The sequence below is a fragment of the Arthrobacter sp. Y81 genome, assembly GCF_002929335.1.
In the GTDB taxonomy this organism is placed as follows: domain Bacteria; phylum Actinomycetota; class Actinomycetes; order Actinomycetales; family Micrococcaceae; genus Arthrobacter.
In genome coordinates, this window is the sequence record NZ_PJIL01000004.1 from 166,139 (window position 1) to 189,555 (window position 23,417).

Here is a 23,417-nt window from a genome sequence, read left to right on the forward strand (position 1 = left end):
TTTCTGTTAGCCCTTGAGGCCTTGGGTGGAGACGCCTTCAACGATGTAGCGCTGGAAGACGAGGAAGAAGATCAGTACCGGGAGGAGGGCAAGGACGGACATGGCGATCATGGCTCCGTAGTCCGAGCTTTGGGTCTGGTCCACGAAGAGGCGCAGGGCCAGCGGCAGCGGGTACTTCTCCGGGGTGTTCAGGTAGAGCAGCGGTCCGAGGAAGTCGTTCCAGCTCCAGATGAAGGAGAAGATCGAGGTGGAGATCAGGGCCGGTTTCATCAGGGGCAGCATGATGGCGGTGAAGATCCGGACGTGGCCGGCGCCGTCGATGCGGGCTGCCTCGTCCAGTTCGGCCGGGAGGTTCCGCATGAACTGGACCATCAGGAAGACGAAGAACGCGTCCGCGGCCAGGAACTTGCCGATGAGCAGCGGGATGTAGGTGTCCACGAGGCCCAGCTGCTGGAAGACGATGTACTGCGGAATGATCACCACGTGGAAGGGCAGGAGCAGGGTGGCGATCATCATGCCGAAGAACACGCTGCGGCCCGGGAACTTGATCCGCGCGAACGCATAGGCCGAGACGCTGGCGGAGAGGATGGTGCCCACCACGGCGCCGATGGCCAGGATCAGGGAGTTGGTGAAGAACTGCAGGGTGGACACCCCGCCGATCCCGTCCATGGCGGTGACGAAGTTGTCGAAGCTGAAATTGTTGGACCACAGGGAGGTGTTGGCCCCGCCGATTTCGGAGTTCGGCTTGAAGGACGACGCGACCATCCACAGTGCGGGGTAGAGCACCACACCGGTCAGGGCAAGCGCCACGACGTGGAAAATGGCGCTCTTGATGCGCTTGGCCCCCACGGACTCGGACTTCGGGTTGTACACGGGTGCCGGCGCTTCTGTTGCCGGTTTGGTGGGGGTTGCCATGGTTGTCATTTCGAATCACCGCTGTAGTGGACCCAGGACTTGGAGGTTTTGAAGAAGATGAGGGTGATGATGCCGACGACGATCACCAGGAGCCAGGCCATGGCCGAGGCGTAGCCCATCCGGAAGTCGCTGAAGCCGCGCAGGTAGAGGTAGAGGGTGTAGAAGAGGGTGGAGCCGGCCGGGCCGCCTTCACCGTTGGAGATGATGTAGGCCGAGGCGAAGATCTGGAATGCGTGGATGGTTTCCATCAGCAGGTTGAAGAAGATCACCGGGGAGAGCATCGGCCAGGTGATGTTGAAGAACTTCCGGACCGGGCCCGCACCGTCCATGGACGCTGCTTCGTAGAGATCGGCGGGGATCTGCTTGAGGCCGGCGAGGAAGATCACCATCGGGGCGCCGAACTGCCAGACGGTCAGCAGGATCATCATGGGCATGGTCATGGAGGGGTTGCCCACCCAGCCGCCGAGGTTGATGCCGAAGAAGGACAGGCCCTGGTCCACCGGGCCGGAATCGCCGAACATGGCCTTCCAGACGATCGCGATGGAAACGGACGCGCCGATCAGGGATGGGGCATAGAACGCCGAGCGGTAGAACCCCTGGCCCTTGCGCGCGCTGTTCAGGAGCATGGCCACGGCCAGTGCCGCGGCGAGCTTGAGCGGGGTACCGAAGACCACGTAGGACAGGGTCACGCCGACGGACCCCAGGAACCGTTCGTCCTGGAACAGGGTGGCGTAGTTATCCAGCCCGATCCACTTGGGCGGGTCGAAGAGGTTGTAGTTGGTGAAGGACAGGTAGAGCGAGGAAATCATCGGGCCCACGGTCAGGGCGATGAATCCCAGCAGCCAGGGCAGCAGGAAGGTGTAGCCGGCGCGGGCATCCGCCCCCCGCTGCCGCGACTTGCGCGGCTGCGAGGGAGCGGACGGCGTCGAACGCCTGCTCAGGGTTGGGCTTTGAGTCACGAGTTCAATCCGTCAGTTGTGAACGTCGGGCAGACAATACGCTGCTCAGGCGTTCTGCTTGATGAGGTCTTCGGCTTCCTTGAACCATGCGTCGGCGGCGCCGTCCACGGTGAGTTTGCCGAAGTTCAGGTCCGAGCTGATGCGCTTGAAGGAGGTTTCCAGCGTGCCGAAACCGACGATGGGCGGCTCGGGGGCGTCCTTGAGGTACTTCTCGATGGACTTCTCGTAATCCACAACCAGCTTGTCGGTGCCCTCGAACGTGGTGCCGTCGCGCTGGGTCTTCGACGCCGGAACGCCGCGGGAGGTCTTGAAGATCTGGCCCACCTCGGGGTCATTGACCATGAAGTCGATGAACCGTGCAGCGGCGTCCTTGAACTTGGTCTTGGCGCTGGCAACCATCAGCATGGAGGGCTTGAGGAACAGGCCCAGGTTGTCCTTGTCATCGGAGGGAACCGGAACGAGCTTGAGTTCCTTGGCGCCGCTGTCCCCAAGGTAGGCGGCCATGAAGTTGTCCCAGGTGGATTCGGTGGCTGAGACGTTTGAGCCGAACGGCGACTTCGGGGCGAGCTGGGTGACGCGCTCTTCGGAAACGATGGCGGGAGTGCCGCGGAGGGCCGCTGTCTGGTTCCACCACTTCTTCAGGTCATCCTTGGCGAAGCCGAGCTTGCCGTCCTCGGTGAAGGCTTCGATGTTGTTCTGGCGCAGCCAGATGTTGAACATCCACCAGATGCCGGTGTAGTCCGTGCCGCCGAAAAGAGCGCCGTTGCTCTTTGCTCCGACCTCGGCCAGGAAGGCGTTGTATTCCTTGTAGGTCCAGGTGCCGTCCGGTTCCGCGATTCCGAGTGAGGCGAGTTTGGCGGGGTCGTAGTAAACGGCGAAGGCGTTGGTGCTGGTGGGGATGCCGTAGGTCTTGCCGCGGATCTGGCCGGAGGGCAGGAGGGACTTGTCGAAGGCGTCCGTGTTGATCTTGACCGTGCCGAGGTCCAGGAGCTGGTTGCGCTGGCCATAGTCCCGCAGGTAGGACAGGTCCCACTGCATCACGTCGGGAAGTCCGCCACCGGCTGCCTCCGTGGCACGCTTCTGCCAATAGCCTGCGAAGTCGGTGAAGTTGCCGTTGACCTTAATGTCCGGGTTCTTCGACTCGAACAGGGCGATGGCCTTGCGGGTGCGCTCCGCGCGATCGTCGTTGCCCCACCAGGTGTAGTTGATGGTGACCGGATTCTCCGCCGAACCCGTCTGGGCGGGGGCCGGGGAGCCACACGCCGCCAGCACGGCGGCAGATGCGGTGCCCAGTGCCACGGTGGTGAGGAAATTCCTTCTGTTGATCATAAGAGCCTCCTTGCTCGGTTGTGTAAGCGCGATTCTTTGTGATTCCCTACAACGAGAGTAGTGACTTGGCTTACACACGCTTTCTGAAACGATACAATATCGTCATTCCCACATTTGGGCAAGCGTTTTCCAAACATCTGCTTTCTTGCCGGCAGCTTGCATCAGCAACGACGAAGGAGTCCCATGTCACCCCAGGAAAAATCACCTGCGCCCGCGGTGTGGACCAGCCTCGAAGGCATCGCCTACGGAGGCGACTATAACCCTGAACAGTGGCCGGTCAGTGTCCGGATGGAGGACCTGGAACTGATGAAGGAAGCCGGGGTCACCTTCCTCAGCGTGGGCATCTTCTCCTGGGGGCTGCTGGAGCCTTCGGAAGGCGAATATGACTTCGGCTGGCTGGACGATGTCCTGGACAACCTGGCGGCGGCAGGCATCAAGGTGGCCCTCGCAACCGCTACTGCCGCTCCCCCGGCCTGGCTCGTGCGCAAGCACCCCGAAATCCTTCCGGTTACGGCTGACGGAACCGTGCTGGGGCCGGGCTCACGGCGGCACTACACGCCGTCGTCGGCCGTTTACCGGCGGTACGCCACCGGCATCACGCGGGTCCTGGCAGAGCGTTACAAGGACCACCCGGCACTGGCGTTGTGGCACGTGGACAACGAACTCGGCTGCCACGTTTCGGAGTTCTACGGCGACGAGGACGCGGCTGCCTTCCGCGCATGGCTCGAACGGCGCTACGGGAGCATCGACGCCCTGAACGCGGCGTGGGGGACGGCATTCTGGTCCCAGCATTACGCTTCGTTTGAGGAAATCCTGCCGCCGCGGGTAGCGCCTTCCACGCTGAATCCGGGCCAGCAGCTGGACTTCCAGCGTTTCAATTCCTGGGCGCTCATGGACTACTACGGTGCGCTGCTTGAGGTGCTGCGCGAGGTGACTCCGGGGGTGCCTGCCACCACCAACCTCATGGTTTCGAGCGCCACGAAGTCCATGGACTATTTCGAGTGGGCCCAGGACCTGGACGTGATCGCCAACGACCACTATCTGGTGGCCGCCGATCCGGAACGGCAGATCGAGCTCGCGTTCAGCGCGGATCTCACGCGCGGCGTTGCAGGCGGTGACCCGTGGATCCTGATGGAACACTCGACGTCGGCGGTGAACTGGCAGCCGCGCAACCAGCCCAAGATGCCGGGCGAAATGCTGCGCAATTCCCTGGCGCACGTGGCCCGCGGGGCCGACGCCGTGATGTTCTTCCAGTGGCGGCAGAGCTTCGCCGGTTCGGAGAAATTCCACTCCGCCATGGTCCCCCACGGCGGGCGCGACACCCGTGTCTGGCGCGAGGTGGTGGAGCTGGGTGCCTCCCTGAAGCGGCTGGCGCCCGTGCGCGGGTCGCGGGTTGAGTCCCGGGCGGCCATCGTGTTCGACTACGAGGCCTGGTGGGCCAGCGAAATCGACTCCCACCCGAGCCAGGACGTCAAATACCTGGACCTGATGCGGGCTTTCCACCGTTCGTTGTTCCTGCGCGGGATCTCGGCGGATTTTGTGCACCCCACCGCGTCGCTGGAAGGCTACGGCCTGGTGCTCGTATGCACCCTTTACAACGTCACAGATGCCGCCGCTGCCAACATCGCTTCGGCGGCCCGGGCCGGGGCCACCGTCCTGGTCAGCTACTTCAGCGGGATCGTCGACGAACGGGACCACATCCGGCTCGGCGGTTACCCCGGCGCGTTCCGTGACCTGCTGGGAGTCACCGTGGAGGAATTCCATCCGCTGCTGGCCGGGTCGACCGTGAAGCTCAGCAACGGCCTCAGCGACGGCACCGGCGAAAGTCCCGGCGACGGCTGGGTGGGCTCGGTGTGGAGCGAGCACGTTCGCGTGGTGGGTGCTTCTACGGACGGGCCGGCTGAGGTCCTCGCGACGTTCACTGAATATCCGCTCGACGGCGTTCCCGCCCTGACCCGTCGCCCCGCGGGAGCGGGTTCGGCCTGGTATTTGGCCACGTTCCCGGACCAGGACGGCATCGAAGCACTGGTGGACCGCCTGCTCGCCGAGTCCGGAGTTGCTGCAGCGGCCGAAGCTGACCAGGGGGTCGAATTGACGCGACGCCGCGACGCCGACGGGAGGGGCTTCGTGTTCGCCATCAACCACTCGCGCGCCGATGCCACGGTCCGTGTGGCAGGGGAAGAACTGCTGTCCGGCGAGCGGTTCGCAGGTACGGTTCCGGCCGGAGGCGTGGCGGTAATCGCGGAGGACTAACTACGTCGCCGGACGCTCCACCGCACACGACCGAGGGTTGTCCGCAGATCCTGCCCTACAAGGTCAGGATCTGCGGACAAGCCTAGGATCCGCGGGCTGCTTAGCTTCGAGGGCAGGGCTAGCTGATGGCCGACTTCATTTCATCAACGGCCTTCTTGCCGGCTTCCTCAGTGGACAGCCGGTCGAAGAGCACCTCCGAGGTGTAGCGCTTGACGATCTCCTGGATGGCACCAGCGCCCTTCGGCGGCGGTGCCGGAGCCTCGCCGAGCTCGCCCTTGATCTGGTCAATGAACTTGACCACCTTGATGTCGGCGGGGGTCAGCTTGGGCTCGATTGCTGCCCGGACATCGGAGTTGGGGTACACACCGCGGTCGGCCAGGAGCGCTTCGCCGGCCTTGGTGTTGTTGGCCAGGAAGTCGATGAACTTAGCGGTTTCTTCAGGGTGCTTGGTGCGGGAAGACGCGGACCAGAACTGGGAAGCCTTGTACCAAAGATTGGCGTCGGCCGAGCTACCGGTCTTGGACGGGAACCGCAGTATCTGCAGCTCGCCGCCGGCAGCCTTCTCCAGGGCCGGCAACTGGTTGGACCACCAGAAGGCGAGCCCGTTCTTGCCCGTGGCGAGGCCACTCTGGTCCAGCGGTGCAGCCTCGGCCTCAACCACCTCGGAGGCAGACGGGACAGCCTTCTTCTCGCTGAGCTCCTTCAGGAACGCCCACCACTCGGCGATGTCGCTCGGCTCGAAGCCCAGCTTCCCGTCGTTGGTGTACAGCGACTTGCCGTTCTGCCGGAGCCATACACCGAGCGAGGCTTCATCGGTTCCATAGGCAGCGGCGCCGTACGTACCCTTCGGCGACTTTGCCGTGACCTCGGCGGAGATGCGTTCGAAGTCCTCCCACGTCCATGTGCTGTCATCAGGCATCTCAACGCCTGCAGCCTTGAAGACAGCCGGGTTGGCCAGAATGGTGGCCGCGTTGATCCCGGCGGCAATGCCGGTCAAACCGTCCTCGTTCTTGCCGGCATTGAGGGCGGCTTCATCAAACTTGGACGTGTCGATGTCGTACTTGGAAAGATCCAGGAGGGCGCCGCGGCTGGAGTACTCCGTGATGTACTTTTCGTCCATCTGGATGATGTCCGGGGCGTCGTTGGCCGCAACCTGGGTGGCCAACTTGTCCCAGTAACCGCTCCAGTCGCCAAACTCGGGCTTGATCTTGATGTTCGGATTCTCGGCTTCGAAGGCAGCAATCGCGGCCTGTGTCAGCTGTGCACGCTTGTCGCCTCCCCACCAGGAGAAGCGGAGTTCAACTTTGCCGTCGGCACTCTGCGGAGCGGCTCCCCCACCGCAGGCACTGAGGGCCAGGACGACGGCGGCAGCTGCGGCGACCGCGCCGATGCGGCGCAGCCCCCGCCGGGACTGGGCGGACTTTGCCCCTGCTGCGCCACGACTGGCGGCTGAGGCAGGGCGGGAAAATAGCGGCACTGGATTCTCCGATCTTCTTTGATCTTGAAAGCTGATTGGGTTCGAAGGCTGAAAGACTTGAAAGCTGGTGAGAAAACGCTTTCTCATATCTGAGAATACAAGCAAGGAACTTGTAATACAAGATGTTTCACATGCCAATTTCGGCACCTGGCCCAAGGGGTTGGGGCGGAGGGGCAACGAACACCCATCCACCCCAGGAACAGCCAGAAACTGCTAAGGACTGCTAAGAACTGCCGGGCTGTCAGGCATGAGCCCCGCCCAAGCACCCGGCCCGTCCCGCTGCGGAACAGCAGCGCCTATTTGATGCCCGTGGTCGCGATGCCCTTGATGAGGAAGCGCTGGCCGAAGAGGAACACCAGGAACACCGGCAGCAGCGACACAATGGACATCGCGAAGAGCGAGCCCCAGCTTGTCGCGGACTGCGAGTCCACAAACGCTCGCAGTGCCACCGGGACGGTGAACATCTCGGGATCCGTCAGGTAGATCAGGGCCCCGAAGAAGTCGTTCCAGGTCCAGATGAACGTGAAGATGGTGGTGGTGGCCAGGGCCGGGACCATCAGCGGCAGGATGACCTGCAGGAAGATGCGCGGGTGGCCGGCGCCGTCGATCCGTGCGGCTTCATCCAGTTCCTTCGGAATGCCGCGGATGAACTGCACCATGAGGAACACGAAGAACGCATCCGTTGCCAGGAGCTTGGGCACAATCAGCGGCCAGAAGGTGTTCACCCAGCCGATCTGCGAGAACAGGATGTACTGCGGCACGATGATCACGTGGAACGGCAGCATGATGGTCAGCAGCATGATGCCGAAGAACAGCCTCTTGCCGCTGAACTGCAGCCGCGCGAAGGCGTAGGCGGCCATGGAGCAGGAGATCAGGTTGCCCAGGATGGAGCCGATCACCACCACCGCGGAGTTGAGCATGTAGTGCCCGAAGGGGTGGGTCAGCGCGGACCAGCCGTCGACATAATTGCCCATCTCCAGGCTGTTCAGCCAGAGCCCGGGTTCGCGGAAGATCAGGTCGTTGGGCCGCAGCGATGAAACCACCATCCACAGCAGCGGGTAGATCATGACGCCGCCGGCAATGATCAGCACCGCATGCTTGGCCAACGCCTTGATCCGCGCGCCGCGGCTGAAGGCCAGCGTTCCCCGGGATTCGCGTTTCCTGCTGCCGCCCCTGGGGCTCTTGCCCCTCGTTTTCCCTTCGGAGGACGGCAGTTTCTCCGGAGCCGGCAAGGTCTTTAGTTCAGTCATCGTAGAACACCCAATACTTTGAAGCGATGAAGTTGATGGCCGTGAAAGCGCCGATGATCACCAACAGGAACCAGGCCATCGCCGAGGCGTACCCCATGTCGAACTGGCCGAATCCCTTCTGGTAGAGGTAAAGCGTGAAGAACATCGTGGAGTCGGACGGTCCGCCGTTGCCTCCCGAGACGATGAACGCCTGGGTGAAGGACTGGAAGGATCCGATGATCTGCAGGACGAGGTTGAAGAAGATGATCGGGCTCAGCATCGGCAAGGTGATCCGCCAGAACTTCTGCAGGGTGGTGGCTCCGTCAACCTCGGCCGCCTCGTAATACATGTTGGGAATCTGGCGCAGGCCCGCAAGGAAGATGATCATGGGGCTGCCGAACGTCCAGACATGGAGCAGGATGATGGAGCCAAGCGAGGTGGACGGGTCCGAGATCCAGCCCGGTCCGGTGACCCCGAACATGGCCAGCACCTGGTTCACCAGGCCGGAGGTTCCGAAGATCTGCTTCCAGAGGATGGCGACGGCAACCGAGCCGCCGAGCAGGGACGGCAAGTAGAAGATGGACCGGTAGAACGGCAGGCCGCGGAGGCCTTTGTCCAGCACCAGCGCAATCAGCAGCGCGACCGCCAGCTGCATCGGAACCCCGACCAGCACGTACGTGAAGGTCACGCGCAGTGAATTGTGCAGCCGTGCATCGCCCAGCATGCGGGTGAAGTTATCCAGCCCCACCCATTCCGGCGGCTGCAGCAGGTTGTAGTCCGTGAAGGACAGGTAGAGGGACATGATCATGGGGCCAACAGTGATGGCCACGAGACCGATCAGCCATGGCAACAGGAAGATGTAGGCTGCCTTGTTGTCACGGCGGTTAGCGCGTTTCTCCTCGGGAGTAGCCGGCCCTTTGCGCCGGCCTATGGAGGACAGTTCGCTGATGGCGCTCATTGCGTCCCCCTCGGTTGACGGGCGCCTGCCGGCGTCCCCGGGTAATGCTGTGCGGCCATGTGGTCTCCTTTGGTCATCGTGGCCTTCCACGGCGTGCTGGTGTGAAGTGCTCTAGCCCTCCCGGGCCGTGCCAAACAGTTCCGGCACCACCCGCCTGCCTGGCTTCCGGACTGACCGGGCCAACAGCGGCTTTGTACCAAAGTAAACGCTTTCTTGACCGCTGTACAGCCTTTTGCTAATTTTTGAGAAAGCGTTTTCTGAAATTCGGCCAATTCCGGATCAGAGCAGCTGCGAGAGGCAGGACGATGATGTTTGCACCCGGCAGGACGCGCCGATGAATCCGGGCACCATGGATGCTGCGCCTCGGCCCAGCGCAATTGGCGGTTTCGAAAACTGGCCTTCCTACCTGTGGTCGCATCCGCGCCACATCGCGGAGACTCCCGCGGGGCAGGCGCTGGCAGACGCCCTCGGTGTCCCGTCCGCTCCGGCGAACTCCGGCGCCGGCGCTGCGCCGGAGTCAGCTGCGCCGGAGTCAGTTGCCTTCGAGTCGGAGGAGACGCACGACGGCGTCACTACTTCACGGGTCAGCTGGCAGTTGGGGTTCGGTCCCCGCACGCGTGCCTGGTTCCTGCGCCCGGCTGGCGCGTCCGGTCCGTTGCCGGGAGTCCTGGCCCTCCACTGCCATGCCGGCATCAAGTCCGGCGGCGCCGAACGCCTCGTGGATGCACAGCTCGTGAACCGATACTCCGCCAATCGCGGCCTGCAAACATCGACCCTCCAGCAGAAGCTCTACGGCGGCCGCCCCTTTGCCACCTGGCTGGCATCCCAGGGCTTCGCGGTCCTGGCCCACGACGCCTTCTCCTGGGGCAGCCGCCGCTTCGACCTGGGCACGCCCCCGTGGCGGACAGCCGCCGTCGTCGAGGGCCGCAAGGCACTCTGGCGGGAGGCCGGCGTCGTACCTTCTGAAGCGGACCTCTACGACGCCGCCGCGGCGGCGCACGAGGACACTGTTGCAAAAGCAGCCGGCCTCCTGGGCACGAGCTTCGCCGGAATGGTGGCGCACGACGACCTCGCGGCCCTCCGCGTCCTTGCGGGGCTTCCGGGCGTGGACGCCGGCCGGCTGGGCAGCATCGGTTTCTCCGGAGGAGGCGGCCGCTCGCTGATGCTGGCCGCGCTCAGCCCGCTCGTCCGCAGTTTCGTGGTCACGTGCATGATGACCACGTACCGCTCGCTGGTCCCGTCGTACCTGGATGCCCACTCCTGGCTCCTCCAGACCCCCGGCCTATCGCGGCTGGGCGACTATCCCGAGCTCGCGGCGCGCTCGACGGCGGACCGCTTCCTGGTGCAGTACGCACTCGCCGACGAGCTGTTCCCAGAAAACGGAATGCGCGACGCCGATGCCCTGCTGGGCGCGCAGCATGCGTCCGGCCGCTACACCGGCAGCTTCTGGCCGGGCGGACACGCTTTCACCACGGACATGCAGGAGGAAGCCGCCGGTTTCCTCCTCGCATCCCTTTCCCCAGCTCACCGGGTCTTCGCCCGCCAGAACGGACACTCATGACAGCCGACATTTTCAGCTCCGCCGCGACCAGCCAGCGGCCGGGGCCATCCACCGGGGCCCCGGATGCCGCCCTCCCGCCGCGGGTCGCCCTCGTGGGCGCCCACGGCTATGGGGCCCGCCACCTGGACAACCTGGCCCGGCTTGCCGCGCTCAACCTCGTGGAGCTCGTCTCAGTGGCGGACCCCCGGCCGCCGGTGAAGGACACCCTGCCTGACGGCGTGGCGACGTTCCCGTCCCTGGAGGAACTCCTGGCCGCCGGACCGGCGCCGGAGGTCGTCATCCTGGCCACTCCCATCCAGACCCACGCGCCGCTGGCCCTCGCCGCACTCGCCGCCGGGGCTGACGTCTACGTTGAGAAACCGCCCATGGCGTCCCTGGCCCAGTTCGACACCGTGCTCGCCGCCGCCCAACATGCGGGCCGGCTGGTCCAGGTGGGCTTCCAAAGCCTCGGGTCCCATGCCCTGCCGGCCCTGGACCGGTTCGTGGCGTCCGGTGAGATCGGCGAGGTCCGCGGTGTCAGCGCCGTCGGCACGTGGGTGCGCACCAAGGGATACTTCAAACGCTCGCGCTGGGCGGGCAAACGCAGCCTGGACGGGACCGACGTCGTGGACGGTGTCGCCACCAATGCACTGGCGCATGCCGTTGCCACCGGGCTGCGGATCGCCGGTGCGGCACTGGCCGCCGACGTCGTATCCGTTGAAACGGACCTTTACCGGGCCAACGCGACCGAAAGCGACGACACGTCGGTGATCCGCGTGCGGACTGCCGGCGGCACCGTCCTGCTGTGCGCCCTGACGCTGTGCGCCGACGAACAGACGGCGCCGTCAGTCACGGTCCACGGCACCCTCGGGCGGGCCGAATTCTTCTACACCGAGGACCGGCTGGCAGTCACCACGCCCGACGGCGAGCGCACCGAGGTGTTCGGCCGCGCCGACCTGCTCGAAAACCTGCTCGTTGCCCGCCGGCCCCCTGGCCCGGAACACGGACTGCTGAGTCCGCTGGCCGGCAACGGGGCCTTCATGAAGGTGCTGGAAGCCATCCGGACGGCGGAGCCGCCGCGCGCGATTGGCGCCGGGCACGTGACCTGGGAAGGCGAGGGCGACGACGCCCATCCCGTGGTCGCCGGCATCCGCCAGCTGGTGCGCAGGGCGGCGGCGGCGCAGGCCACGTTCGCCGAACTCGGCGTGCCCTGGGCCCGTGACCTGCCCCGTGAACTGCCCGATGACCTGCCCGCGGCCGGGGCAGCGGCTGCCGGCGCCCAAGCTCCGTTCACGGTGAACGGGAAAGTGGTGGCGAGGCCTGCAGACGGCAGCCGGATAGCACCCACGTCATCGCCCCGACCGTACCTCCATCCGGTCAGCACCCTGGCCGGCACCGTGGTGACGGACCACCTGCCCGAGGACCATGTGTGGCACCTTGGCGCGGGGGTGGCAATCCAGGACGTGGGCGGCGTCAATTTCTGGGGCGGACGCACGTACACCCGCGATTCCGGCGCCTACGTCTGGCGGAAGGATCACGGACGGATCGTCACGCTTGCGGTGGAACACGAGGGCAGTTGGCGGACCGAATTCCTGGGCTGGCTGGCACCGGACGGGTCTGCCCTCCTCAATGAACGGCGGACCTGGAGCTGGGCCGCCATCGATGCCTGCACATGGCGGCTCACCCTCGACTTCGAACTCACCCCATCCGGCCCGGACCCGGTCAAACTCGGCAGCCCGGGCTCGAACGGCCGGCCGCAGGGCGGCTACGGCGGCTTCTTCTGGCGCCTGCCCGCCGTCGGCGGGGCCGCGGTGTGGACCGCGTCCGCGGACGGGGAGGACGCCGTGCACGGCACGGCCCCCTCCCCGGCGGCGCCCTGGCTGGCCTGGTCCGGAACCTTCAGGAGCGGAGAGTCCGACGGCGGCCCGGCCACTTTGGTCTTCCTGTCCGGGACTGGCGCAGGGCAGCCCCGCGATCCCTGGTTCGTCCGCGCGGCCGGGTATCCCGGCGTCGGACTGTCCCTGGCGTGGGAGCAGGCAGCAACAGCCAGCCACGCCAGCCCGCTTCATCGAACCGTCACGGTCCTCGTGGCCGATGGCCTCCTGTCCACCGGCGATATCGAACAGCTCATCACTACATTGGGGGAATCCAAATGAACACCGCTACCCAGCAGACACAGCAGGATCCGGGCGGCACCAACGCCGCAGCAGCAGAAGGAGCCGCCCCGGGGAACCCGGCCGACCGCGCCGTGAAACGGCGGCGCGTCCTGGACATCCTGGATGCCGCGGGCGCGGATTCGCTCCTGCTCACCACCAACACGGCACTGACCTGGTACCTGGACGGCAGCCGGGTCCACATCAGCCTCGCCGGCGACCCCATCGCGGCCATGCTGGTTGACCGCGACGGCGACCAGCTGGTCACGTTCAACAACGAGGCGGCCCGGATCGCCGCGGAGGAGCTGCCCGATGGCGTCGCCCTCCACACCGTGCCCTGGCACGGACAGCTGCATGCCGCCGCAGCAATGCTCGCCCCCGGCGGGAAACCGCTGGCGGAAGCCGATGTCGCCGCCGAGCTCAGGGCTGCCCGCCAGGAGTTCCTGCCGGGCGAAAGCGCCCGGTACGCCAGACTCTGCGCCGAGGCGGCTGCTGCGATGACCGACGTCCTGTCCGAGGCCACGCCGGAGAGCACGGAGTTCGATGTGGCCTCGGCCCTGGCCGCACGGATCGTGGCGATGGGAGCCGAACCGCTGGTCCTTCTTTGCAACGGCGCCAGCCGCAGCGACTTCCGGCATCCGCTGCCTACCCACGCCCCGCTCGGACGGCGGGCCATGGCCGTGATGTGCGCGCGGCGCAACGGGCTGGTGGCCAACGTGACCCGCTGGGTGCGGTTCGACGCCGGGACGCCGGCGGAACGCGACGCCGAAGCCCGGATTGCCGCCGTGGAGGCGGACATCTTTGACGCCACGGTTCCCGGTGCCCGGCTGGACGGCATCTTCGCGGAAATCCAGGAAGCGTACTCCCGGCACGGCTTCGGCGCAGGCCAGTGGACCCTCCACCACCAGGGCGGCCCGGCCGGGTATGCAGGCCGCGATCCCCGGGCCACGCCCGCCACCGACGACACCGTGGTCCGCAACCAGACGTTCACCTGGAACCCCTCGGGTCCGAAGGTGAAGATCGAGGACACGGTGCAGCTGACGGAGTCGGGGATCACCGCCCTCACGGTGGATCATCGCTGGCCAGCCGCCGTCGTGAATGGCATCGCGCGGCCGCTGACGCTTCAGCTGTGAGCGCTCGCTTCCCAGCACCCGCACAGCATTGCACAGGCCCAAACTCCTGCCGCAATACGGAGTCACTGGTATAGACCGGTAGGTGCTTTCGGGAGGAATCCACAGAAAGTTTTCCGCCTTGGATGCCGATTCGATGCCCCATCGATTGGATTTGACTTGAAACCCAAGTCGGATTCGGTGGGGCCCCGCCCGGCTCCCGGCCATGGGGAAATTGATGGCATCGCGTTCCCCTGCAACCGGTTTGTTGAGCCTCCGTTACGTTGCCTGGAGCGGTTTTTTCGCGTGTTTTTTCTCACCATCAGTTCCCTTGCGGGCTGAACCGGGGCGTCAATAGCGTGGCACGGGACCGCGACGAACCAGCGAAGGACAGCAATGCCATCAGCACCCGCCAAGACGGACCCGCCTGCCCCGACTGACCAGAAGCCTGCCGAACAGGAGCCTGCAAATGTCCGGCAAGGCACGCCTGCACCGCCTGGCCCCAAGAGCCTCCGGACATTCCTGACAGCGGGACTCCGTTGGGACCTGCCGGCATCACTGGTGGTGTTCCTGGTGGCGGTCCCGCTTTCGCTAGGTATTGCGGCCGCCTCCGGCGCGCCGGTCATGGCCGGCCTGATTGCGGCTGCCGTGGGCGGGATCATTGCCGGCAGCCTTGGCGGTTCACCGCTGCAGGTCAGCGGGCCGGCCGCCGGCCTGACGGTCATCGTTGCCGGCCTGATCGAACAGTTCGGCTGGCCGGCCACCTGCGCCATCACCGCCGCGGCCGGCGTGCTCCAGGCGCTGCTTGGCCTGGCCAGGGTAGGCCGCGTTGCGCTGGCCATCGCACCCGTTGTGGTTCATGCCATGCTCGCCGGCATCGGCATCACCATCGTGCTGCAGCAGCTGCACGTGATGCTCGGCTCGGACTCCGCCAGCTCCGCCTGGGAAAACATCACGGCCTTCCCGGCCAGCATTTTCGCCGCCGACATCGCAGCGGCAGTCCTTGGCGCTGTGGTCATTGCCCTGCTGCTCGGGTGGAAGCATCTTCCCGCCGCTGTCCGCAAGGTTCCCGCGCCCCTCGTTGCAGTCATCGCCGCCACGGCTCTCTCCCTGCCGTTCAACGTGGACCGGATCAGCTTCGACGGTTCCTTGCTTGGCGCCCTGTCGTTTCCGGAGCTCCCTGACGGGAACTGGACGGCGGTTGTCATTGGCGTGGTGACCATCGCACTGATTGCCAGTGTTGAATCCCTGCTCTCGGCTGTGGCAGTGGACAAGATGCACCACGGCCAGCGGACGGACTTCAACCGCGAGCTCCTGGGCCAGGGCGCAGCAAATGTGACTTCCGGGATGCTGGGCGGCCTGCCCGTCACCGGAGTGATTGTCCGCAGCGCCACCAACCTTGAGGCGGGTGCCCGGACGCGCAAGTCGGCCGTGCTGCACGGCGTCTGGGTGCTGGTCTTCTCGCTGCTGCTGGCCGGCCTGATCCAGCTCATTCCCCAGGCTGTCCTCGCAGGCCTGCTGATCGTGATCGGCTCCCGTCTGGTCAGGACGGCCGACATCAAGACTGCCCGCCGGACCGGAGACCTGACCGTCTACGGTGTGACGTTGTTCTGCGTGGTGTTCGTCAACCTGCTCGCCGGCGTCCTGACCGGCCTGGTCCTTGCCATAGCCCTGGTTGTCTGGCGTGTGGCGCGGGCCAGCATCCATGCGGAGCACGTCGGGACCGACGGCGGGAACCGCTGGCGCGTTGTCATCGACGGATCGTGCAGCTTCCTCTCGCTCCCGCGCTTGAGCGCCGTGCTGGCCTCGGTCCCGGCCGGTGCGCACGTCACGGTTGAACTGGAGGTGGATTTCCTCGACCATCCTGTCCACGACACCATTGATTCCTGGCGCAACAGGCATGTGGGCAACGGTGGCACGGTGGTCATCGAGGAAAGCGGCACCGCCACGCTGCACGATGCCCAGGCCGGTCCGCCGAGCCGCGGCAGTTCCCGTTCTGCCCTTCGGAGCGGATTCGCCCCGTGGCGCAGCTGGCAGCGCCGCCTCCTGCCGGGGCACACGGCCGCGGGGCCGGAAGTACCCGCGCCGCTACGCTCGGTGCTCACCGGGGTGGACAACTACCACCGGCGGAACGCCCACCTGGTGCGTCCGCACGTGCAGGAGCTGTCCTCGTTCCAGGACCCGGGCACCCTGTTCGTTGCCTGCTCGGATTCCCGCGTGGTGCCGAACCTGATCACCAGCAGCGGTCCCGGCGACCTCTTCACCGTCCGGAACGTGGGCAACGTGGTGGGCGACACAGGCCGCGACGCGTCCATTGAGGCGGCCCTGGAATTTGCCCTCAGCGAGCTGTCCGTGGAGTCGATCGTGGTCTGCGGGCACTCTGGCTGCGGTGCCATGACGGCGCTGTGGGCCGATCCGGACAGTGCCGGCGCCGCGGCTGCGTCCGATTGTAGTGCTGCGTCCGGTTCCGGCGTGGCACCCGGGCCGCGGGGCGCCATCGACGTCTGGCTCGACCACGCACGGCCAAGCCTGGCCGCCTTCCGCGACGGGCATCCGGTCCAGGCGGCCGCAGCCGATGCGGGATACGGCGCCGTCGACCAGTTGGCGATGGTGAACGTTGCAGTCCAGCTGGACAGGCTCGGGCGCCACCCCGGCCTTCAGGAAGCCTTGCAGGCCGAACGCGTGCACGTCGTGGGTCTCTTCTATGACATCTCCACGGCGCGGGTCCTGCAGATCACGCCGGAGGGCATCACCCACCTCGACCCCGCCACACTCAAGCACTAGGCAGTCAACCGCCCGGCGGGCAACAGCCCGGCGGGCAACAGCCCGGCGGTCACCCGCAAGGCGGAGCCGCTCAGCGGCCCCTTCTCCTCGGCCTGTCGCAGCCTCACGGCACGCCTCAGGCCGAGGAGAACCACACGACGTGCGGTTCCCGTCGGGACACCCGGGTAACCGGGGCAGCCCGCTCACCGCGGACCGCCCGCTCAGTCCGGGCGGCTTCAACGTGGGCGGTTTCAGCCCGCACAGTGTCAGCCCGGACATTTTCAGCCCGCACGGCCTCAGCCGGGATGATCTTTTCCACCCTGACGATCTCCAGGGCCTCCACGTCCAGCAGCTTGCGCGCCCCCGTCCGTGAGTCCACGATCCAGAACAGGTCCATGGACGGAATCGTCTCTGTCACGCGTCCCCGGTGGAACAGCCGGCCCTTGTGCCAGGCCTCAATTTCCTCCCCGGCCGACAACTCCGAACATGTCCGGACGTTTGATTTCCCGCCTGCATCCACAACGAGCCCCTCCCCTGGCGCTGAATGTGCTGCGACCAGCGCTTCAACTACGGCTGGTCATCAACTGAGATCAGCATCCTCCAGCAAGATTGCAGCAACGTTTCCGAAGGGTGATTTTCCTGTGTCGCTTGCGCGCAGCCAGATCAGGGCAGCACCAGAACGCCGTCAACGCGGCGCGGGATGCCCAGCGGGTTGGCTTCCCGCAGGGCAGGATGCAGCACAGACTCCGGGGCGTCCTGGTAGGCCACCGGACGCTGGAAGCGGCGGACCGCCGTCGCCCCCACCGAGGTGAACAGCGACGTGGTGGCCGGGTACGGGCCTCCGTGCTGCTGGGCCCAGTTCACCGCCACGCCGGTGGGCCAGCCGTCGAACAGCACGCGTCCGGCGAGGCCGGCAAGCTGCTCCACCAGCCCCGAAACGTCCTCGCCTGGCTGCGCATGGACGGTGGCGGTCAGGCTGCCGGGCACCAGGGCCAGGACGGCTGAGAGTTCCTCCTGGTCCGCGTATTCGATAAGCAGCGTGGTGGGGCCGAAGCACTCCTCCAGCAGTTTCTCCGGGGTTTCCAGGACGTTGGCTGCGGAGGTGGAAAACACCACCGGTGCGGCGCCGTCGCGGGTGGCGTCCTGGTCCGCCGTGCCGCTGACGATGGTCACGTCGGGCAGCGAAGCCACGCTCCGCAGGCCGTCGGGGTAGGCGTCCGCAATGCGCTCCGTCAGCATGGGCGCGGCGCCCTTGCCCTTGGCCGCCTCCGCAAGTTCGGCTGCAAAGCCGGTGCCTGCCGGAATGAAGACCAGGCCCGGCTTGGTGCAGAACTGGCCGGCGCCGAGCGTGAAGGAACCTGCGAGGCCAGCGGCCAGCTCACCGGTACGGGCCTGCAACGCCTCTGCAGTGATCACCACGGGGTTGAGGCTGCCGAGCTCGCCGTAGAACGGGATGGGTTCGGGCCGGGAGACTGCAAGGTCGAACAGCGCGCGGCCGCCGGGAATGGACCCGGTGAAGCCCACGGCCTTGATGGCCGGGTCCTGGACCAGGGCGGTGCCGGCCTCACGGCCGCTGATCAGGGCAAACAGGCCTTCGGGGGCGCCGGCCGCGGCCAGTGCCTCGGTGACGATTTCCGCCGTCCGCTCGGAGAGCCTGAGGTGGCCGGAGTGAGCCTTCACTATGACGGAACAGCCCACCGCGAGCGCCGACGCTGTATCGCCGCCGGCTACGGAGAAGGCGAACGGGAAGTTGGAAGCCGAGAAGACAGCCACGGGCCCGATCGGCTTCAGCAGCCGCCGCAGGTCCGGCTTGGGCGGCATGGCCGATGGATCGGCGTGGTCGATCACCGCTTCGAGGTAGGAACCTTCGGTGATCACCGTGGCGAAGAGCCGCAGCTGTCCGGTGGTGCGCGCCACCTCACCGGTGAGCCGTGCCGTACCCAGCCGGGTTTCCGAATCGGCGATGGCCACCAGTTCTGTCACGTTGGCGTCCAGCGCGTCGGCGACGGCGTGGAGCCAGCCTGCACGGTCGGCGTCCGACGCGGCCGCGGCGGCTTTTGCCGCCCGGGTGGCGGCTGCCGTCAGGGCGGTGAGTTCGAGGGTTGCTGTTGTCACAGTGACTTCCTGTTCTGGTTGTCGGCGGATGGCCCGCTGAAGGCGAATCCCAGTCCTGCCCGGCCGGCGAGGGTGAGCCTGCTGTTGCAGACCCGCACGGGCGACGGCGCATCGAGCACACCCAGCTGTTCGAAGGAGGCGTCTTCGACGTCTTCGACGAGGGTGGGTTCGGCCATGGTCAGCGCGAGCTGGCCGGAGAGCTCCGGCAGCAGGTGCGGCATGACCCTGATGCTGTGGGTGCGGGCGAGTTCCACGATGCGGCGGAAGGGTGTGATGCCGCCGACGCGGATGATGTTGGGCTGGATGATGTCCACCGCTCCCGCCTCGATGAAATCGCGGAAGCGGTAGATGTTGTGCAGGTTTTCGCCCAGTGCGATGGGCACGGGTGAGTGCTGACTCAGCCTGCGGTAGGCCCAGAGGTCGTCCGCCCGGAGGGGTTCCTCGAGCCAGTCCAGGCCGAACTCCGCCAGCACGTCCAAGGCACGGAATGTGGTGGGCAGGTCCCAGCGCTGGTTGGCGTCGATCATGAGCTTCCGGTCCGGCCCCAAAACCTGCCGGACGGCGGCAACACGTTCCGCGTCTTCCCGGATGTCCGGCTTGCCCACCTTGATCTTGACGGCGTTGTGCCCGGCCGCCACCCAGCGTTCCACCTGCGCCACCAGCTCCTCGAGGGAATAGTGCAGGTTCACGCCGGAGCCGTACACCTCCACCGAATCCTGGCGCTGGCCCAGCAGCCCCGTCACCGAAGTGCCTGCCCGGCGGGCCTGCAGGTCCCACAGCGCAAGGTCCACGCCGGCCATGGCAATGGTGGTCAGTCCCCCGCCGCCGGCCTCGTGCAGCCGCTTCCACAGCTGGTCCCACACCGTTTCGGGGTTCGCTGCGAGCCCGGGGATGAAGGGCGCGATGTCGAAGTCCAGGAGGGCCTTGACCGCCTGCGGGCCGATGGTGGGGGTCCAGGAGAACCCGTACCCCGTGCCGCCGTCGTCCGTGTGGATCTCGGTGGCGATCACGTGGTTTTCCGGTGCCTCCGCGCCCCAGCTGCGCAGCAGCGGAACCGTCAGGAGGCGGGCGGACAGACCCGTGATGAGCGGCGCCGTCCGGACCGCTTCGGCGACGGGCGCACTCATTAGCGGCCGGCCAGCTCGTAGCCCTTGGCCAGGATGGCCTTGAGCTGGACCAGCTGCTCTTCGGTGGGGTCGACCAGCGGTGCGCGGACCGGGCCCACCGGCAGGCCGCCCAGCCGGAGTCCGGCCTTGATCAGGGAGACGCCGAACCCCGGGGTCTGGTCGCGGAGCCGGACCAGCGGGGCGTAGAAGCCGTCCAGCAGGGCGTGCCGGCGGTCCTCGTCACCGCTGGTGTAGGCGTCGTAGTAGGCCTTGGCGATTTCGGGCGCCATGGCGAAGGCCGCCGAGGAGTAGAGCGGGATGCCCAGGCCGCGGTAGGCGCCCTGGGTCAGTTCCGCGGTGAGCAGGCCGTTGAAGAGCAGGAAGTCCTCGCGGCCGGTGGCGTTGATGGCGCTGACGATTTCCTGAGCGAGGCCCACGTCGCCCAGGCCGTCCTTGAAGCCGATCACCTTGGGGTTGGCGGCCAGGCGGGTCATGGAGGCGGCCGTGTATTTGGCGTTCCCGCGGTGGTAGACGATCACGGGCAGGCTGCTGGCCGCGGCCACGGCCTCGATGTACGCCACCAGGCCGTCGGTGGGGCCGGTGACGAGGTACGGCGGGAGGACCAGCAGGGCGTCGGCTCCGGCTTCCTCGGCCACCCGGGCAGCGGCAAGCGCATGGCCCAGCGGCCCGCCGGCACCGGCAACCACCGGCACCTGGCCCGCTACCGCCTCGACGGCGGCAGTCACCACTGTGCGCACCTCGTCAATGCTCAGGGCATGGAATTCGCCGGTGCCGCAGGCCGGGAACACTCCGCCCGGACCGTGCGGCAGGCGGGACGTGATGTGCTCTTTGAGGACTTGCACATCCACGTCCCCTTGCGGTGTGAAGGGTGTGACGGGGAAGAACAGTACGCCGTCGAATTTCATGGGGTCTCCTGGGATCCTGTGCCGGCCGCGACCAGCGCGGCGGGGTTCTCATCGTTGAGGGGCAGTACATCGTTCGGCCCGGACAGCTCGGTACGCCAGCTCCGCGTGGGTTCCCAGCCGAGCAGTTCGCGGGCCTTGGTGATCGAAAATGCCGGGCTGGTGCCTGTGAGTCCGGCGGCAAGCTCCGCACTGCCGGGCAGGAATTGCGGCATCAGTTCGGCAAGGGGTGCTGTGGCCAGTGCGTCGGCGGCTCCCACGAAGAAGGTCTGGCCGTTGGGAATGGTGTCCATCTTGGCCAGCAGCAGGTCCAGGAAGTCCGCCACGTCGCGCGCATCCACGTAGTTGAAGAGTGCCGGTGCGGACAGGGCCGGATCGGCCAGCCGTTCGCGGACGGTGTGGCCCTGCTGGGTGGGCGCGCCCGCCCATTCCTCCGGAGAGATCACGTAGCAGGGACGGAAGGCCGCGTACCGGATGGCGTCCCCCTGGGCGGCGGCGAACATCTGCACGGTCTGTTCGGCGATGAGCTTGGACAGTGCATAGGCGTTCCAGGGCCGGGGTGTGGTTTCCTCGTCCACCGGGAAGCTATCCGGCAGCCAGCCCGCAGGCGAACCGTAGCCCAGCACCGTTGGGCTGCTTGCCGTGATGATCTTGCCGATGCGCAGTTCCGTCGCCGCGCTGATGACGGCGTACGCCAGCCTCGTGTTGGTGCTGAGGATGACGTCTTCCGGGGCGCTGAACGGTACGGCGATCGCCGCAAGGTGGACGACGGCGTCGGGCGCTGTATCCCGAAGGAGGCGTACCGCCTCTCCCGGCGCCAGGAGGTCGGCAGTGCGCTGCTCGACGCCGTCGGGCAGCTGGGCGGCGGGAACGGCGTCACGGTCCACGGAGATGACCTGGTGGCCTGCGCCGGCGAGGCCGGCAACAACGCTGCGTCCCAGCCGGCCGGAGCCGCCGGTGACAAAAATCCTGCTCATATTGGTTCCTTTAGGATTCAGGCCGCAGGCTAGGCGCCGCGGCGAAGATCGACGCCGAGTCCCAGGTCCGCGGTGCGGACCGGCAGCCCGGATTCCAGGGAGGCGTTGCCCGCGATGCCGACGGACACGGAGCGAAGCCCGTCCAGGTAGCCGGAGGGCCGGCCCAGGGGATCGTCGCCGGGGCCGTTGAACAGATCGGACAGGAGGAGTTCGTCGCCGCCGCCGTGGCCGCCTTCGCCGTTGACGATGGGCACCTCGTAGGCCGGCTCCCAGTGCCGCTGGACCACCAGGCGTTCGCCGTTGCGGCGGACCGCGTCCTCTTCTTCGACCGGCGTCGCAGAAGGGTCAACCACGGTCTTCTTGTCGGTGCTGTTCAGGACGGCGGCGCGCTCCACGACTTCAAGCTCCGCCCGGCCTTCGGTGCCGTTGACAGCTACGCGGTAGCCTTCCCACGGGCTGTGGGCGTTGAGTGAGTAGCTAAGGCGCGGCCCGCCCTGGTACTCCACCACCAGCGCCAGGTTGTCCTCGATGGTGATACCGGCCGTGAAGACGTCCTGGTCGCGGCGGTAGCCGTCGAAGTGTTCGTTGTCCAGGAAGAGTGCCTTGAGGCGTTCGTCGTCGCGGAGGTCAAGGGTGAAGGGATCCTTCTCCGCGCCGGCGGGGGCATCGGCGCTGGGCGTGCCGCGCTCGGGGCGGGGACCCAGGCCGCGTTCGGCGGCGTTTTTGTCGCCATAGAACTTCAGGCCACCGGAGGCGAAGACGCGCTCGGGGACGTCGTTGATCCACCAGTTGACCAGGTCGAAGTGATGGGATGCCTTGTGGATCATCAAACCGCCGGAGTTCTTCTTTTCGCGGTGCCAGCGGCGGAAGTAGTCCGCGCCGTGGACGGTGTCCAGGACCCAGCTGAAGTCGATCGAGGTGACCTTCCCGATCACGCCGCTCTGGATGATTTCCTTCAGGGCGCTGTTGCGCGGGGAGTACCGGTAATTGAAGGTGACCACCACGTTCCGGCCGGTCTCTTCCACGGCCTTGGTGATGCGGCGGCAGCCTTCGGCGTCGATGGTCAGCGGCTTTTCAACGACGACGTCGGCCCCCGCCTCGAGCGCCTCCACGATGTAGTCGGCGTGCGTGTAGTCGGGCGTGGTCACCACGACGCGGTCAATATCGTTGTCGCGGATGAAGGCGGTGAGACCGGCGGGGTCAAACGCCGCAACGGGACCGGGTGCCCCCAGTTCCTGGATGAGCCTCTGGTAGAACTCCACCCGGCCGGGGTTGACGTCGGAGAAGGCCACGAGTTCGGCGGTGTCCGAGTGCTTGCCGAAGATTGCCCGGATGTACATTTCGGAACGGCCACCCGTGCCGATCAGGACGATCCGCGCCTTGCGGACAGGGCTGGCGGAGCGAGCGGCTGCGTCGGCAGTAGCGTCGTCGGCTGCGACGGCGCTGCCTGGATTGACGGTGTTGGCTGTGTTGCCCATTGCGGTGTAACCCTTTCGGAAGGCAGGAACCCTGGCCGCTTGACGGCCGGTAGCGGTGCGGTGAGAATAATGAGAAAGCGTTTTCTCAGAGCGTTATAAGCTTTGTATCAAGACTCTGGCGGTCACGTCAACC

At 66.4% G+C, this 23,417-nt stretch carries 17 protein-coding genes; 5 read left to right on the top strand and 12 right to left on the bottom strand.

Annotation, left to right across the window (positions count from 1 at the left end):
* Positions 1-6: 6 nt before the first annotated feature.
* The 3 genes from CXQ91_RS07775 to CXQ91_RS07785 are packed head-to-tail and all read right to left on the bottom strand — an operon-like array spanning position 7 to position 3,203.
* Positions 7-924: a carbohydrate ABC transporter permease gene (locus CXQ91_RS07775; protein ID WP_104173342.1), complete on the bottom strand. Its 918-nt coding sequence runs from the start codon at positions 922-924 to the stop codon at positions 7-9.
* Positions 921-1,874, bottom strand: a complete 954-nt coding sequence (locus tag CXQ91_RS07780) for a carbohydrate ABC transporter permease (protein ID WP_104173343.1) — start codon at positions 1,872-1,874, stop codon at positions 921-923. Before CXQ91_RS07780 ends, CXQ91_RS07775 begins: the two co-directional genes overlap by 4 nt.
* A gap of 45 nt (positions 1,875-1,919) precedes the next feature.
* The gene (locus CXQ91_RS07785; RefSeq protein ID WP_104173344.1) at positions 1,920-3,203 is read right to left on the bottom strand and encodes an ABC transporter substrate-binding protein; all 1,284 of its coding nucleotides are present in this window, start codon (positions 3,201-3,203) and stop codon (positions 1,920-1,922) included.
* Between the two features lie 183 nt (positions 3,204-3,386).
* Between CXQ91_RS07785 and CXQ91_RS07790 the strand changes: the two genes are divergently transcribed.
* Entirely contained in the window at positions 3,387-5,456 is a 2,070-nt protein-coding gene (locus CXQ91_RS07790; protein WP_104173345.1) for a beta-galactosidase, read from the top strand.
* Positions 5,457-5,574: 118 nt separating this feature from the next.
* On the opposite strand, the gene CXQ91_RS07795 is transcribed toward CXQ91_RS07790, so the two are convergent.
* The 3 genes from CXQ91_RS07795 to CXQ91_RS07805 all read right to left on the bottom strand — a co-directional run bounded on the left by CXQ91_RS07795 (position 5,575) and on the right by CXQ91_RS07805 (position 9,120).
* Complete coding sequence (locus CXQ91_RS07795; RefSeq protein ID WP_104173346.1) at positions 5,575-6,933, bottom strand: ABC transporter substrate-binding protein; 1,359 nt, start codon at positions 6,931-6,933, stop codon at positions 5,575-5,577.
* Between the two features lie 296 nt (positions 6,934-7,229).
* Positions 7,230-8,183, bottom strand: a complete 954-nt coding sequence (locus CXQ91_RS07800; RefSeq protein ID WP_104173347.1) for a carbohydrate ABC transporter permease — start codon at positions 8,181-8,183, stop codon at positions 7,230-7,232.
* A complete protein-coding gene (locus CXQ91_RS07805) occupies positions 8,176-9,120 on the bottom strand; it encodes a carbohydrate ABC transporter permease (protein ID WP_104173348.1) in 945 nt (314 codons plus the stop codon). The genes CXQ91_RS07800 and CXQ91_RS07805 overlap by 8 nt, the downstream gene beginning before the upstream one ends.
* Positions 9,121-9,454: 334 nt before the next feature.
* Between CXQ91_RS07805 and CXQ91_RS07810 the strand changes: the two genes are divergently transcribed.
* The 4 genes from CXQ91_RS07810 to CXQ91_RS07825 all read left to right on the top strand — a co-directional run bounded on the left by CXQ91_RS07810 (position 9,455) and on the right by CXQ91_RS07825 (position 16,706).
* Entirely contained in the window at positions 9,455-10,681 is a 1,227-nt protein-coding gene (locus tag CXQ91_RS07810) for an acetylesterase (RefSeq protein ID WP_258073875.1), read from the top strand.
* The gene (locus CXQ91_RS07815; protein ID WP_104173349.1) at positions 10,678-12,816 is read left to right on the top strand and encodes a DUF6807 family protein; all 2,139 of its coding nucleotides are present in this window, start codon (positions 10,678-10,680) and stop codon (positions 12,814-12,816) included. Before CXQ91_RS07810 ends, CXQ91_RS07815 begins: the two co-directional genes overlap by 4 nt.
* Positions 12,813-13,946, top strand: coding sequence for a Xaa-Pro peptidase family protein (locus CXQ91_RS07820; protein ID WP_104173350.1), 1,134 nt, complete (start codon positions 12,813-12,815; stop codon positions 13,944-13,946). Before CXQ91_RS07815 ends, CXQ91_RS07820 begins: the two co-directional genes overlap by 4 nt.
* Positions 13,947-14,318: 372 nt before the next feature.
* Complete coding sequence (locus CXQ91_RS07825) at positions 14,319-16,706, top strand: bifunctional SulP family inorganic anion transporter/carbonic anhydrase (protein ID WP_104173351.1); 2,388 nt, start codon at positions 14,319-14,321, stop codon at positions 16,704-16,706.
* 115 nt (positions 16,707-16,821) lie between these two features.
* Here the strand turns inward: CXQ91_RS07825 and CXQ91_RS07830 are convergent, their stop codons facing one another.
* The 6 genes from CXQ91_RS07830 to CXQ91_RS07855 form a co-directional block, all read right to left on the bottom strand.
* Positions 16,822-17,103, bottom strand: a complete 282-nt coding sequence (locus CXQ91_RS07830; RefSeq protein WP_258073876.1) for a hypothetical protein — start codon at positions 17,101-17,103, stop codon at positions 16,822-16,824.
* 245 nt (positions 17,104-17,348) lie between these two features.
* Positions 17,349-18,800: an aldehyde dehydrogenase (NADP(+)) gene (locus CXQ91_RS07835; protein WP_104173353.1), complete on the bottom strand. Its 1,452-nt coding sequence runs from the start codon at positions 18,798-18,800 to the stop codon at positions 17,349-17,351.
* A complete protein-coding gene (locus tag CXQ91_RS07840) occupies positions 18,797-19,927 on the bottom strand; it encodes a mandelate racemase/muconate lactonizing enzyme family protein (protein ID WP_104173354.1) in 1,131 nt (376 codons plus the stop codon). Before CXQ91_RS07840 ends, CXQ91_RS07835 begins: the two co-directional genes overlap by 4 nt.
* Complete coding sequence (locus tag CXQ91_RS07845; protein WP_104173355.1) at positions 19,927-20,832, bottom strand: 5-dehydro-4-deoxyglucarate dehydratase; 906 nt, start codon at positions 20,830-20,832, stop codon at positions 19,927-19,929. The genes CXQ91_RS07840 and CXQ91_RS07845 overlap by 1 nt, the downstream gene beginning before the upstream one ends.
* Positions 20,829-21,806, bottom strand: a complete 978-nt coding sequence (locus CXQ91_RS07850) for an NAD(P)-dependent oxidoreductase (protein WP_104173356.1) — start codon at positions 21,804-21,806, stop codon at positions 20,829-20,831. Before CXQ91_RS07850 ends, CXQ91_RS07845 begins: the two co-directional genes overlap by 4 nt.
* A gap of 29 nt (positions 21,807-21,835) precedes the next feature.
* Positions 21,836-23,284, bottom strand: a complete 1,449-nt coding sequence (locus CXQ91_RS07855) for a Gfo/Idh/MocA family protein (protein ID WP_104173357.1) — start codon at positions 23,282-23,284, stop codon at positions 21,836-21,838.
* Positions 23,285-23,417: the final 133 nt, after the last annotated feature.